The 14,933-nt window shown below is 44.0% G+C and carries 7 protein-coding genes; all 7 read right to left on the bottom strand.

Translation table 11 applies throughout. The annotated features are described in order from the left end of the window. Positions 1-102 precede the first annotated feature (102 nt). A complete protein-coding gene (locus OGH69_RS11860) occupies positions 103-1,716 on the bottom strand; it encodes an alpha-glucosidase (RefSeq protein ID WP_265174692.1) in 1,614 nt (537 codons plus the stop codon). Beyond that, a complete protein-coding gene (locus OGH69_RS11855) occupies positions 1,716-3,425 on the bottom strand; it encodes a hypothetical protein (RefSeq protein WP_265174691.1) in 1,710 nt (569 codons plus the stop codon). The genes OGH69_RS11860 and OGH69_RS11855 overlap by 1 nt, the downstream gene beginning before the upstream one ends. Before the next feature lie 18 nt (positions 3,426-3,443). Then, on the bottom strand, positions 3,444-4,736 hold the full coding sequence (locus OGH69_RS11850; protein WP_265174690.1) for an MFS transporter: 1,293 nt from the start codon (positions 4,734-4,736) through the stop codon (positions 3,444-3,446). Then, complete coding sequence (locus OGH69_RS11845) at positions 4,730-5,794, bottom strand: glycoside hydrolase family 130 protein (protein WP_265174689.1); 1,065 nt, start codon at positions 5,792-5,794, stop codon at positions 4,730-4,732. The genes OGH69_RS11850 and OGH69_RS11845 overlap by 7 nt, the downstream gene beginning before the upstream one ends. A gap of 88 nt (positions 5,795-5,882) precedes the next feature. Continuing rightward, positions 5,883-7,364, bottom strand: coding sequence for a RagB/SusD family nutrient uptake outer membrane protein (locus OGH69_RS11840; RefSeq protein WP_265174688.1), 1,482 nt, complete (start codon positions 7,362-7,364; stop codon positions 5,883-5,885). A 10-nt stretch (positions 7,365-7,374) separates the two neighbouring features. Beyond that, positions 7,375-10,446: a SusC/RagA family TonB-linked outer membrane protein gene (locus OGH69_RS11835; RefSeq protein WP_265174687.1), complete on the bottom strand. Its 3,072-nt coding sequence runs from the start codon at positions 10,444-10,446 to the stop codon at positions 7,375-7,377. Positions 10,447-10,633: 187 nt separating this feature from the next. After that, positions 10,634-14,761 (bottom strand): hybrid sensor histidine kinase/response regulator transcription factor, encoded by a 4,128-nt coding sequence (locus OGH69_RS11830; protein ID WP_265174686.1) that lies wholly within the window; start codon positions 14,759-14,761, stop codon positions 10,634-10,636. Positions 14,762-14,933: the final 172 nt, after the last annotated feature.

Genomic DNA, 14,933 nt, shown 5'->3' with positions numbered 1-14,933 from the left:
CGGAGCCAAAAGGCATTATCCGTAACAAAGCAAAATTAACGCAATGACAATTCTGGGTAAATGACCTGTGTCACATACCATAAAATGTTTTGAGAAACTTGGTTAGTGATTGTAAATAAGATAGCTGTTGGGACGAAGATTTTTATTCCCCGCTAAAATTTTTGCTTTTTTCGGAAGGGAAGGAGTATAGCTTTTGCCAAAATTGATGATAACGGTAATGCTGCTACCTTCAAAGCTACGGGTAAAAGTGATCCTGTCACCGGCAAATTCCAGTTGGGTGTATTGTCCGTATTGTAATACAGGTGTGTTGTTGCGCAGGGCAATTAGCTTTTTGTATTCATTGAGCAATGAGGTTTTAACTTTCGACTGTACCGCAACATTGGTGATTTTGTAATCAGGGTGTACCTTTATCCAGGGTTTACCTGTAGTGAATCCCGAATTCGCGGAAGCATCCCACTGCATCGGGCCGCGTGATTTGTCCCGATTATGGCCGTTGGCTATTACAAGCGCCTCGGCATCGGTTTTACCGTTAGTTTTAGCCAGCCTGTAATGGGTTTTGCCCTGTATGTCGACAATGTCATCATACGATTTGGCCACTATATTTTTCATCCCTATTTCCTCCCCAAAATAAATGAAAGGAACGCCTTTGGCAGTGAGCATCAGGGTTGCCAAAGCCAAAGCCCTCTCCTCGTTGCCACCTGCCAGTCGGTCCATCATCCTAGGCATGTCGTGGCTGCCAAAGAACAGGGTAGGGTATCCTTCCATTTCCTTTTCCATGCTGTGCAGTTCTCCTAATATTTTCTCTGCCGAAAATTCGGGTATGCTGCCAAAATTAAAATTGAACACCACATCCATCATATCGGGCGACTGGTATTGTTTTAATACATCAATCTTGTCGCTGCCTATTTCTCCCACAGTAAAACGATTGGGATAGCTGTTTACTACGGCCTTCAGTTTTTTGAGCGCGTTTTTTATACCGGGTTGGTTGATGTCGTACAGATGTTCCTGACGGTCACTTTTCATAGGGTTGTCCTGAAGGATGCCATCGGTGGTAAGGAAGTTGATCACGTCAAACCGGAAACCATCTACGCCCATCTCAAGCCAGAATTTCAATACCTTTTCAATTTCGGCTATGACTTTGGGGTTCGACCAGTTCAGGTCGGCCATGGATACATCAAATTTGTGGTAATAATATTGGTTAGTAGTTTCGTCCAGTTGCCATGCCGTCCCTCCGAAGAATGATTCCCAGTTGTTGGGATTGTCCTTCCATATGTAGTAATCGCGATAGTAGTTATCCTTTGATTTTTGAGCTTCCTTAAACCATTCACATTCGGTTGAGGTGTGGTTCACCACCATATCCATAATTACATTAATGTCCCGTTTGTGCGCCTCATAAAGAAAATCCTGAAAATCCTCCATCGTGCCGTAGGTTGGGTCAACAGTATAATAGTCTGCTACATCATAGCCATTATCCACCTTGGGCGATTTTAAAAAAGGGGTTAGCCATATACATTTAATGCCCAGTCCTTTAATATGATCCAGCTTTTGCGTGATACCCTTAAAGTCGCCATAGCCGTCCCCACCGCTGTCGGCATAACTGGGCATGTATATCTGGTAAAATACGCTTTCCTTCCACCAATGTTTTTCCTGTCCAAAAGAATTACTAACCCACAAAGCCATGAACAGGATTGCTATTTTGGTGGAAAGGCTGCGCATTATTTTGCTGCATTATAATCAATTACCACATTGTCAACAAGCATCTTAGAGCCTGAACGGGTCACTTTGCCTTTAGCAGGGACCATCACAATCACCGCTGATCCTTTTGCCGGGATGGTAACCTTGGCAGATGCCTTCACGTTCTTCGCAATAAACTTGCCTGATATGGTGTCGTATAGATCTACTTTTTGGCCTTTAGCGGCTTTTACAGTAATGGTTTTTGTTTCCCCATGAGGGTTATAGTACAAGTATGATGGATATGCCTTATCATGGAATGAGTCGGTTGCCAGCAGGTCAAGCTGCAATATTCCCTCCACATCCGTCTTTTTTATGATGCTGCCGAATATCCCCACGTGGCCGCTGCCGTACACGCTCAATTGCGACTCCGGCGGGTTCTGTCCCGGTACCCATAGAGGTCCGTCGCCCTGGGCTACCGGTGCGGGTACGTGTTGGTACCGATCCATGTTTGAGCGCTTGATGATACCTTCATAGGCGATAACGTTTTTACTTGCATCTGCCAGCTCCGGAATGGTTTCATGCTCATCCGGCATGTACTGCGGGTAGAAGAATTTTGAGGCATTGGCAGCATTCAGCATCCATTTGCCGATGGCATTGGCGTATGCCTGGTTATAGCGGGCCATCGGTACAATGGGCCATGCCATGTCGTAGGTATTCATCAGGAAGCCGTAGCCGCCGCGGTCTACCGTGCTGCCCACTGTGCCTGAAATGTCGTAGCCATTCCAGTTGCCCACCAGCACTCCCCAGCCCTCGCGGCAAATTGCGGTGCCGTCAAAACTCCAGGCAAGCATTTTGTCGATGTCGTAGGTTTTACCTTCTTCGGCGTTGATCCTTGCGGCCAGGTAGGCCCCAAAAGGCATCAGTAGTTCGTAGGTGGGGTTGATGGGCTGTGACTGTAACGCATTAAGCGCCGATATGGCCCCGTCAAGATATTTCTTGTCCCCGAATTTCTTGTAGGCAGAGTACAGTACCCAAGCATGGCCTGCCGCAGCATCGGGCTGTGCGCAAATGTTGTTCTTCATCGGCTGCATTTTCCCGTAGTCAAAGAACGAGTAGTCGTAGTTGCCGTTCAGTATCTTGTCGGCCTCATAGAACTTATCGGCTATTTTGCGTGCCATCTGCTCCAGTCCCGGTTCGTTCGGGTATTTTTCGTAAATGGCATAAAAAAGCACGTTCGGATACACATCATACCACCAGTCGCGCCCATAGCCGCCACCCAGCAATGCTACTTCAGGACAGGTATTGTTCATCATGATGTCCCAGCCGGTCTCGCTGTTGAAGTAGTTTTTGAGCATGGCAACATAATTGTGGCCACGGTCTTTGGTCTTGTCGATGCCCACCAACGTTGCTCCCAACGTTGCTCCCATGCTTGCCAGTGCTTCATGGAACATCCCTCTATTGTTATTTGGTCCCTGCCTTACATCGCCCATCGCGGTATACATACCCACAACATCCTGTGGAAAATTTTTTTGCGATTTGTCTATCCACACAATCGGCCAGTGTTTCCCTTTGGCATTAAAGTCGAAAACCACGGTATTGAAGTCGTGCGACAGCTTGTTGTAGTCGATGATTTCAAAATGCGCAGGCATATCGGGCATCTGGTCAACGCGTGGAATCGGGATTTGTGTTACCTGCGCTTGCAGGCTGTAGGCAGATACGAATAATAAATAGGCTTTTAATATATTGTTCATTTTCTGATTGATGATTTGTTATACTAAGTTAGAAGCTGCTTCCTGCATCACTTCTTCAGGTTCAATCTTTTCAGGCTCAGTGGCTATCCTGTTGCCATGGGAAATAATGTTTTTGCTGATGAAGATAGAGCATAATTGCAATATGGCAATGATGGCCACTGCATATTGAAGGGCAAAGTCTTCAGATACAAAATAAAACAACAGCAGGAATGTACCCGCGCCCAGCAGTCTTCCAAGATATAGTCCGGCTTCGTGGTTCAGGATGTAGGCAAACTCGCCACGCTTTTCTATTTTCGATACAATGTCGATAACACGCAGCTGGATAGGGTAGTAGGCCAGGTCCATTAGAGGTTTTGCCATGAGCAGCAGCAGCAGGAACACGATAACGCCCGTTTCGTTGAACAGAAGGCCATTGGCGCATGCACCTATCGCAAAAAGCACAAGCCCTACGGTAAACGTCTTTACCCTGTCAGACGGCTTCGAGAAACGACCTACGAAATAAATGATGATGGCGGCCAACACGGCTCCTATGGATTGTGCATTGCCCAGCGCACCTTCTTCGCCCAATATTTTAAAGATAAGCATGGCAGGGGCGGTTACCAGGAATCCCTGTGCCAACCCTTTGAAAGCTGCTAATGAAAGTAGTTTGTACCACAGAGGATGAAACTTGAAGAAGATGTATTTCTTCTGTACCGGATTTTCAAATCTGCCCCTGAAGCATACTGCCGAAGCGCACATGGTGATGACAAATACGATACAGGTAATGATAACGTACGCATCGTGCTTTCCGTCGGCACCTGATTTTGACTGGATGAACCAGCCTATGGCAACCGGGATTATTATGGCAATGATGGTGTAAAAAAACGTTTCGAGGCCGTAGTAGTAGTTCCGGTTGTCGTCGTTTGTGGTGTATATCGCCAGGTAGTCGCGGTTGGACCAATACAGCCCGAACGACAACCCCATTGTAATGCCCGCTACTGCAATGCCTCCAAGAGTAAGTGTAGTAAGGGACATCATGATGATCATCGAAACGCCGCTAAGCATCATACCTATCGAATAGAGCATCCTTATACTGATATGTTTCAGCAAAAAGCCATTCAGCAAAAACGTAAGGGGGATACCCGTGTAAATAGCCAGCTGGTAAGTCACTACCATCGAGGTATCATCAGAATTCCGCATGATATAGGCCGCCACAAATATATCAATCACCGGCTGTACCAACGCATATACCAGATTGGTAAGCACCAGTATTTTAAAGTTATGCGACTGGTTTTTAAAATGGTCGACCTCTGTAATAAGTTTTTTCAGCATCGGTCGTATTTTAAAAGTGAAAGGATATCCTGAATGGAGAATTTCGCAGCGCATACAAATTCGTCTGCCGCGCCGTAGTAAACCGTTACTGTGTCGCCGTCAGGCTCCACAATATGCCCGTTGGTAAACACCACATGACCGAAAAAGCCTTTCAATTCATACTCTTCCAGCGGTCTCATGATAGGCTCTTCCGTACGTGCCAGCACTTTAGAGGGGTCGTTCAAATCCAAAAGGACTGCTCCAAGGCAATATTGGTGTGCCTCGTTAGCGCCATGGTATATTTCCAGCCAGCCTTTTTCCGTTTTTATCGGGGCAGCGCCTCCGCCTACGCGCTTGCTGTCCCAATGGCCTTTGCGGGTTTTTACAATGCATTTGTGGCCGCCCCAGTAAATGCCGTCCGGGGATGAGGCGATCCATATATAGTTACCGCCTATGTCTACACTGCTTGGTCGGTGTATGGCATAGAACAGGCCGTTTATCTTCTCGTCAAAAATGGCACAATCTTTATTGTGCGCCGGGAATATAAGCCCGTGTTTCTCAAAGTTTTTCCAGTCTCTAGTTGTGCGCAAACCAACACCCACGCCGTTTGGCGAAACTGAAGTAAAAGTTAGGTAATAAGTGCCGTCAATTTCGGCCACGCGGCAATCCTCAATGCCGAAGGTTTCCATAATGCCTTCGCCCACAAGCACTGGGTAGCCATCCGGTTCATAAAAATCAATACCGTTGTCGCTGCACAGCAGGCGCAGGTGCGACAGGGTAGTAAGGTAATCCTCGCCCTTGTAGTTAATGACCCTTGCGTCATCGGCTATCAACTCCGGGTCGTTCTTGTCAATCTCCATAATCTCTATGCTCCCGTTTCCGGTAAGGATAGGGAAGGAGATCACTTTTTCAGCCTGCTTTGGCCTTTCTGCCACGCGCACTATAAGCCATGTTTTACCCTGAAAAGTAAAGGCACCGGGGTTGAGCAAGCAGGTAATTTCCAGCCCGTCCCTGCTTGGAATAAGGTCGGCCGGAGATAGTAATGGATTTTGTGGAAAGCGTTTTGCTAAATCTTTCATTTGCAATTGTAAAGTGATTTAGGTTAGCCCGGTCTGATTACGAACAGTCCCGGGCACTAACCCAAACACGTATTTTTAATAAGTTTTCTTAGTATCCAGGATTTTGTGTAAGCGTACCTGCCGAAACATCTATTTCAGATTGTGGAATCGGATAGAGGTAGTGCTTATCCTGGAAGTTCTTTCCGTGCGCCTGTAGTACTTCTTTTGCTATCCCCCAACGTTTCAGGTCGAGCATCCTTTGGTTCTCAAAGCCAAGTTCCACTCTTCTTTCATGGATAAGCCAATCCATCACAGTAGCCGTATCGGTAGAAGACGGCCTTGCTGGCAGCGTGCCCGCTGGCGCAAAATCGCCATCAGCTGTTACCGTTGTTCTGGCTCTTTCTCTTATCTGGTTGATGATTGCGATTGCTCCCGCATGATCGCCAGTTTTCAATAAAGCTTCGGCCTTCCAAAGCAATGCATCGGCATAGCGCATATATATCTTATTATTTGGCGCATCATCATTGCCTTTATTTAGACCATCGAGGCTGCCCAGCATTTTGTTCACGTTTTGTGGCCCTACATTTACTGTATATAATAGCCTGGGATCATTAGGTTCAAATGCCGCGAGGAAATCACTGCTTGGCGCAAAAAAGCCCCAGCCAAGTGGTGCACATATACCATTGCCTCTGCGAGGAGTGGCGTTAGTCTGGTGGTCGAAACAAAAAATTACTTCATTTTCATTAAATTCAGACGATGTCCTGAACGAGTCAAAGTAATTTGTATTCAGGCTGAAACCCAAAGGACCAAGCTCATCTACAAGCGTCGGCACTGCACTCCAATTCTCTGTATACAGTTCTGATTTTGCCTGTAATGCAATCACAGCGCCTTTAGATACCCTCCATTTTTCTGTTTCAGAAGAATACTTCGTGTTAGGCAACAATCCTTTCGCGATAACAAGATCAGCCTTAATCTGCTCCCATACTTGTTCTTTTGGTGCACGTACTGCCACTTCAAACGACTGCTCAAAAGTTTTAATCGGTTGAAGTACAAGTGGCACATCTCCAAAATTTGTTACAAGCGAGAAATAATAGTAAGATCGGAGGAAGTAGGCTTCACCTTTCAACTGATTTTTCCTTTCAGTAGTTATCCCTGTGATTTCCTCGATGTTATCTTTGTTTAAATGTTCCAGTACAGTGTTCAGCCTTTTTATAGCTTCATAATTATATTTCCATAATCCGTTTGGCCCTCCGTTGGTAGAGGTAAACGTAAAGTTGTTTATCTCGTCCATCCAGGGCTGGTCACCATCAGTGACCCATTTTTTCTCCATATCGTCCGATGCGATGTCCTGAAGTATATAATCGTTTTGGAACACAAGGCCGCCGGCCCAGTTCCAGTCGCCTAAAATGTTCAGCCTGTTAGAAAGCAGGTCGTACGATGAGCGTACTGTATTTTCCATAGAAGTGATAGTTGGAGTATCGTCAGCTTCGTCCTGCGTTAATACACCATACGGAGGGTTATCCAGTTCATCTTCACAGGCAGTAAATGCCATAACGCCTGCTAATAATCCAATTTTAATATAATTTTTCATAACTGTTTTTTTAGAGTTTAATCTGTGCACCAAACAATACAGCGGCAGATTGTGGGTAAGTACCCTGGTCTTTATATAATGTAGATTCGGGATCCAGGCCTGTGTATTTGGTAAATGTTAGCAGGTTTTGTCCTGAAGCGTAGATTCGCAGGCTGGTAAAACCTTTTATCGAATTTGTGAATGTGTAGCCCAATTCTATGTTTTTCAGTCTAAGGTAGGATGCATCCTCAACAAATTTGCTTGAAATCTCTTGCCCACCATTAGGATTAAAAGTTAAGCGTGGGGTTGAGTTGGTTGAGCCTTCACCGTCCCATGCTCCAAGTACTGCGGTAGTAGAATTGAAAGGCCTTGTATCATAATCGAGTATCTGTTTAAGGTCATTGTAACGGTCAATGTTACTAACGCCCTGCCACAAGAACGACAAATCAAAGTTTTTATACGATGCATTAAAATTGATACCATATGTTATCTCAGGAGTTGGGTTACCAATAATTTTTCTATCCTGAGCATTGATTTCGCCATCTCCGTTTACATCTCTAAACTTCATATCTCCGGGCTGTCTTCCGTTAGCGTTTGTATATAGGTATTCGTCAATTTCAGCCTGGTTTTGGTATATGCCGATAAATTCATATCCATAGTACGAATGCAAAGCCTGTCCTACTTCAACTCTTGTGTTATCGCCGGTGTAATTTATATAAGGTACTCTTCCTTCAAGCTGTGTTACCTCATTTTTTAGGGTAGCCATATTTGCAGATATACCATATTTAAAGTCACTGTCATTGTTTTGGTAACTCGCCATCAATTCAAGTCCCTTGTTTACTACCGATCCGGCATTTATCCATGTTGGGCTTAGGTTACCCGCAATACCCGGAGGTGTTATAGTTAGAAGGATGTCGTCTGTTTTTTTATGGAAATAATCTGCTGAAAATGAGAGTTTATTGTTTAAGAATGAGAAATCAAGACCTATGTTAGTTTGCGTAGTGGTTTCCCATTTCAGGTCATCATTTCCGAATCGCTGAAATTGAGGGCCATTTTCGGTATAAAAAACAAAGGTGTCATATCCATTGAATGGCAGGTTTTGATTACCATTTTGTCCCCATCCGGCCCTTAGCCTCAGGTATGATAAAGCATTAGAGTCCTTCAGAAAATCTTCGTTTGATATGATCCAGTTACCGGAAAGGGCAGGAAAGTAGCCCCATTTATTATTAGGCCCAAATCGTGAAGAACCGTCAGCCCTCATAGTGGCAGTAGCATAATACCTGTCTTTATATCCATAGGTAGCAGTGCCAAAAAAGGAAACAAGTGTCCATTGTGTTTCGCTGCCCGAACTATAAGGGTAAGGAGTGTTTGCACTTCCTATGCCGCCATAGTCAAGGTAGCGGAAAGGATCGGTAAAAATATCAAAATTTGAGCGTGCACCACCTATTGCAGCGGCTTTATTCTTAATTATCTCTGAGCCGGCCAAGGCATTAATGCTGTGGTCGCCAAAGTTTTTTACAAAATTCAGTGTGTTTGACCATGTAAAGGTCACATCCTGACCACGGTTTTCATTCAGGCTATTGGGTCTATTGTTTCTGCCAAGTCCATAATATACATCGGCTGGGTTGGCAATGTTAGGGTCTCCATAATTTTCACCAAAGTTTTTGTTATGCGAAAACTTAGCGTCAACACCCAGGTTGCTCCTCAACTTTAGCGATTTGTCGCTAAGGAAAGCATATTCTGCAAATACGTTACCAAATGTCTGGTAGGTATTTCTCTTGTCATCCGTAAAGTGTACTATTGCCAAAGGGTTAGAGGTGTATTCGTATATTTTACTCCATCCGCCGTCAGGTCCAGTGTAAAATGGCAAGTCGGTGTAAGGGTTTCTCGATGACCATGTTGGGTCGGTAGGGTCTTTGTAAACCGGAATAACAGGCGGCCGGATAAGCGCGTGGCGGATTACGCCAGGTGCGTCACCAGCAGATGAAAGCTTGTCTTGCGACGCAAAGCTTATCTGCAGGTTTGTGCCTACCGTAAACCTGTCAAATAATTCACCGTTAATGTTTGTCCTAAAATTTACACGCTTGTACTTATCCTTGTCTTCGGTTACGATACCGTCCATTCCATAGTATCCTCCTGATATAAGGTAGTGCATCTTTTCATTTCCACCACTTGCCGATACCTGCACGTTGTTTGATATACCTGTGTTAAACAATTCGTCAAGCCAGTTAGTATTGGCAAGGTCTGTTCTAGTCCTGCGGTCAAAAGCATAGGGGCTTTCCGCGCTTGGATCATTTCCTATAGTGTTATGCCATGCACGGTCTTTAACCGTAAGGTACTGGTCTGCATTCAGCATGTCCGGCAGGTTTTGTGCAAAGTGAATTCCTGTAAAAGCATTCACATCAAGCGTACCCTTTCCTTCTGCGCCCTGTTTAGTGGTAATCACAACAACCCCGTTGCCTGCCCGCGAACCGTAAATCGATGCTGATGCAGCATCCTTTAATACTGTAATAGTTTTAATATCCCCTTGGTTAAGGAATGATATTTCTGTAGTTGGCACGCCATCAACAATATAAAGTATGTCATTTCCATTAACAGTGCCTTCACCACGTATACGAATTTTTATGCCGTCACCGGGAGCACCTGTATTGGCAGCTACAAATACACCGGCAGCCTGCCCTTGTAATGCCTGTGCAACATCATGTACCCTTGTTTTAGTCATGTTCTCCACATCGATCTGCGCAACCGCACCCGAGATCGAACTTTTTTTCTGTCCGGTATAGCCCACAACCACAATCTCGTCAAGCTGCTGGGTGTCTTCGGCTAATACAACGTTTATTGTACCTGATCCGTTATTAGGTACCTCTTGCGTAGCGTAGCCGATAAAGCTAAATACAATTACATCTGTAGGCCCTGCATTAATCGTATAATTACCGTCAAAATCGGTTGTAGTGCCTGTGGCAGATCCTTTTACAATAACACTAACCGATGGCAGGGGCCCATCTTTATCGGTTACAGTACCCGATACGGTTTGGGCAAATATTGCCCCCCCTGATAATGTTGCCCACATAAGGAGCAAATGGCAAATAATTTTCTTACTCATATCAGAAATGTGTTTTGTTAATGTTTTGATAATTTTTTTTCATGTGTGTCATTAACATTGGTTTAAATTTGGATTTTAGTTAATTATTGGGTTACGAAAACGTTGTAAATGTAAATAACGCATAAAAAAATTGTGTACACTATTTCTTCAAAAGTGTACACTGATGTTAAGTTGTTGATTTTCAAGATTATTTGAATGCTGCCTTTTTTGCGCTGAATTGCAACTGGTAGTTTTTTGGTGTGGTTCCGTATAGTTTTTTAAACTCCCTGTAAAAGTAAGATCGGTTGTTGAAACCCGATTTGTAGCATATTTCCGATACAGTAAGCACATTTTTGCGCAATAACTCGGCAGCATACTTAAGCCTTACTGTACGTATGAGGTCGCCCGGTGAGAGGTTGAAAAACTCCTTAGTTTTGCGGTACAGTTGCGAATTGCTTATACCCAAAGCTTTCTCGATAAAAGCGCTGTCCAGGTTTTCGCTGTCTATATTTTTCCTTATGATATCTATAGCGGATTTGATAAACGCCTTCTCATCATTATCCAGAGGTATTTCATTAAGGCTTTCTACAAGTGTATCCTGTGCAAAATGCTTAAGTATAAGTTCTTTTTCCTCCAGCAGCTTTTGCACACGTACCATAAGGTGGTCCGGGTAAAAAGGTTTGGGGATATAGGAATTGGCTCCGCTTTCCAGTCCCTCGATCCGATGCTCTACCGAGCTTTTTGCGGTAAGCATTATAAACGGTATGTGGCAGGTACGCACATCTGTCTTAATAATCCGGCACAGCTCCACGCCGTCCATTACCGGCATCATCACATCGCTAATGATAAGGTCGGGCAGGTCTTTCTCTACAATTTTCATAGCATCTGCACCGTTCAGGGCAAAGGCCAGGCTATATTTTTCACCAAGCAAATCTTTTAGGTAGGTGTGTATTTCCTTTTCGTCTTCTACAATAAGAAGCTTCTTTCGGTTGTCCTGCGCTTTTTCAATAGAGGACAGTTTTTTATGTATACTTTCCTGCGATAGTGCAGGTTCTTCCAGTATATCTTTTAAGTGTCTTGAAATAAGGCCCGAAGTTGTGCTGTTATCTATTTCTTTTTCGGTAAAAGCTGATTTGCCACATGGAATCAGTATGGTAAAAGTGGTCGTCTCATCGGGTATGCTTGATACCACTATTTCGCCCCGTAATACTGTTACCAGCCTTTTTACGTAGGCCAGCCCTATACCGGTACGAAACATCTCGGTATCTGATACCTGGTTGGGATCCGATAAAAAGAAACGGTCAAACAGCGAGTCGAGTTTTTCCTTAGGAATGCCTTTGCCGGTATTTGTCACCGTTATCTTAAGGGTTTCGTCTTTCGCATAGTCAATCTCGGAGGCAAAGCTGATCTTTCCTTCGATGGGTGTATACTTAAAAGCATTTGAGAGGAGGTTGAAAAGTATTTTCTCAATCTTCTCCTTATCAAACCATCCTTCAAGCGAGTTGGGTACCTGTAACTGGTAGTTAATGTTTTTGTCAATGGCCCAGTCGTCAAACAATTCGGCTATCTGCTCAACAATGCCTACCATGTCAAAATGCCTTACACGTACCTCAAGATGGTCGTGCTCGGCCTTGCGAAACTCCAGTAGTTGTTGTGTAAGGAAAGATAGCCTTGATGCGTTGCGCTGTATCATTTTAATGAACTTCCGGCTTCGTTCATCCATGTTTCCGGCTTCGTTCAGCTTTTGTACCGGTCCTGCAATGAGGGTTAGTGGAGTAAGGAACTCGTGGGCAATATTCGTAAAAAAAGTAAGCCTGTTCTCGTGCAATTCTTCCTCGCGTTGCCTGAAGAGGATATTTTGCCTCAATGATTGACGCTTTAGGTTATAGCTCCTGACAAATAATACGAAGCCTATCCCGAGTATCGTATAGATAACCAATGCCATGTTCGATTGCCACCAAACGGGTTTAATTTTTATGTCGGCAGTATGCACAGGTTGTGTCCATACACCGTCGCTGTTGCTCCATTTCATGTACAGCGAGTAGTTGCCCGGAGGCACATTGGTAAATGAAATGATCTTGCGGTTGTCTATGGTATTCCAGTTCTTGTCAAAACCTTTCAGTTGATAGGCATAGCGGCACTTTTCGTTGTTAGTAAATGTAAGTGCAGTAAGGTATATGTCCAGAAAGTTTTGGTTGTGCTTCAGGGTAAGGGCCGGGGCATTATCCTTGTCAGGCGCTACCAGCAAGCCCTGGTAAAATGGTACCGGCTGATTATGCCCGCTTATGCGGTCTATGAAAAGGTCGGGAAGCACAGTTGATTCCTTAATCTTTTGTGGGGAAAAATAATTGAAACCCTTAATGCCTCCCATAAAAATATGTCCTGCCTCAGCATCAGAGTAAAACGCGCCGTCTGCAAACTCATTGTTTTGCAGGCCATCGCTTTTTACATAGTTGGTAAACTTATCCCTATCGGCATTGAACGCGGAAAGTCCAAAGTTAGTGCTTATCCACAGGTTGTTGTTCCTGTCTGCCAGGATGCCGTGTATAGTATTGTTGGGCAAACCGTCATTTACCGAATAGTTTTTGAATTTCGGACTGCTGCCATCAAAGCTTTCCAGTGTGCTGAGTCCATAGCTGGTTCCTATCCACAGCTTTCCTTTTTTGTCAAAGCCCAGGCTCAGGATGTCATTATTGGAAAGGCTGGAGCTATCTCCCGGCTTGTTTTTAAAGGCAAGGAATTTTTCAGTTGTTTTACTAAATAAATTAAGGCCGCCAAGTCGGGTACCCAGCCAAAGTTCTTTTTCATTTTTTGGGACAATGGAAAAAATGATGTTACTGCCCAAAGCATTTGTGCTCCCATTTGCGGCCGAATATTTTTTAAATGCGCCTACTTTCAGTTTTTGGCCCATGCGTTCAAGGCTCAGCTTTATCATCCCATAGCCATTAGTACCCAGCCATATGTTTTGCATATTGTCCTGGTAAATCGCATAAACCGATTTAAAATAATCGCAATTATTGCTGCCTTCAATATCTTTCCATGCTACAACTTGTTTGGTTTTGTTGTCATAAACAGTTAGCCCTGCATCATCAGTGCCAATGAAGATAAGCCCGTCTTGTCCCTTGCAAAGAGAATATACAGCGTTATCCAAAGGGCTGTTGACCTCGTTAAAAAAAGTATAGTTCAAAGGTGCGGGTGAATCAGTATAAAGATTTGAAGTGATGTGAAACAGCCCTTTGCCCTTAGTGCCTATCCAAAAGGTATTGTCTTCATCTTTTAAGAACGACCTTACAATGCCTCCATCCATTTCAGGGAGCTGTGTTTTTGATATTGTTCTAAACAGCTTTTCCTGTGGGGAAGCTTTCAATAGGCCGTCACCATCAGTACCCATCCAGACTATGCCTTCGCTTCCTTTGATAATAGAGGTAACCTTGTGCCTGGACAGCGCGTCCACCCACTTTCTTTGGATTTTATTACCTGAAAAATCAGTTGTAGTATAACCCTGTCTGCCTAGAAAGAGTAATTCGGAGGCTGTATGACCTATGATAGTTTCAATTCCGCCACTGAATACCTCTTTTGCTCTAAGGTTTTCATCAAGTATTGAGACTATTCCGTCAGTCGATACGATGCAGATGTTTCTGTCAGGAAGTATATCAAATGCTTTTATATTTCCTAATGCTTTTTTTGCAGTAGCCAATTGCTCCGTTTCATTAATATCTATAGAGTAAAGGTTGTTGTCTTCTGTTAGCGCAAGCAGTTTATCCTTTTGCATAAACTCAAGGCTGCGTATGGTTCTGTCTTTTGCAAGCCCGGTTTTAAGAACTTTAAATTTATTGCCATCAAAATAACCTATTCCCCATCCCTTTACGGCACAAAAGACTTTTTTGTCCTTGTTGAGGGCAAGCTTAAAATGTGATTCGGATAGGGGAGGGGCACTATCAGCAGAATAAAAATACTGGTAAAATTTATCGGTGGTTTTGTCGTAACGATTGATGCCATGCATGGTTAGTACCCATATCTGGCCGTTATCGTCCTCGACAACATCCAGCACAACCTGGTTGCTCAGGGAATTGCTGTTGTTGGGTTCAGGCCTGAAAATCTTAAAGCTGCTGCCATCATATCGGTTTAGCCCATCCCATGTACCTATCCATAACAGGTTTTGCGAATCCTGAAAAACACAATTCACCGAGCTGTTAGAAAGACCGGCGGTATTATCAAGCGCTTCAGTTATATATTTCTGATTATCGTCCTGAAGACTTTTTACATTTCCAATGCTTGCTTTTTGTGGTAAGCGGGATACGGGCGCCTGTCGGTTTTTTTGGCATGATATTGCCATTATTGCAATAATCAGGCATAACACTGCTTGTGTGGCTAATGTTTTTCTTTGATATTTATAATTATGCATGGGGAATTTTGCCATATTCCTTAAAAGTAAGCAATATTTAAATAAACGACTATTTGATAGTCAAAATTAATTATTATACACAATGATCGCTATTTGCGGCAAA

This window comes from Flavobacterium sp. MFBS3-15, assembly GCF_026107645.2.
Classification (GTDB): Bacteria; Bacteroidota; Bacteroidia; order Flavobacteriales; family Flavobacteriaceae; genus Flavobacterium.
This window is presented reverse-complemented; position numbering and strand designations above follow the sequence as displayed.

What these genes read in the sequence shown, in the direction of transcription:
- OGH69_RS11850 (WP_265174690.1), bottom strand. Translation starts at nt 4,736, where the DNA reads ATGCTGAAAAAACTTATTACAGAGGTCGACCATTTTAAAAACCAGTCG.
- OGH69_RS11855 (WP_265174691.1), bottom strand. Translation starts at nt 3,425, where the DNA reads ATGAACAATATATTAAAAGCCTATTTATTATTCGTATCTGCCTACAGC.
- OGH69_RS11845 (WP_265174689.1), bottom strand. Translation starts at nt 5,794, where the DNA reads ATGAAAGATTTAGCAAAACGCTTTCCACAAAATCCATTACTATCTCCG.
- OGH69_RS11860 (WP_265174692.1), bottom strand. Translation starts at nt 1,716, where the DNA reads ATGCGCAGCCTTTCCACCAAAATAGCAATCCTGTTCATGGCTTTGTGG.
- OGH69_RS11840 (WP_265174688.1), bottom strand. Translation starts at nt 7,364, where the DNA reads ATGAAAAATTATATTAAAATTGGATTATTAGCAGGCGTTATGGCATTT.
- OGH69_RS11835 (WP_265174687.1), bottom strand. Translation starts at nt 10,446, where the DNA reads ATGAGTAAGAAAATTATTTGCCATTTGCTCCTTATGTGGGCAACATTA.
- OGH69_RS11830 (WP_265174686.1), bottom strand. Translation starts at nt 14,761, where the DNA reads ATGGCAATATCATGCCAAAAAAACCGACAGGCGCCCGTATCCCGCTTA.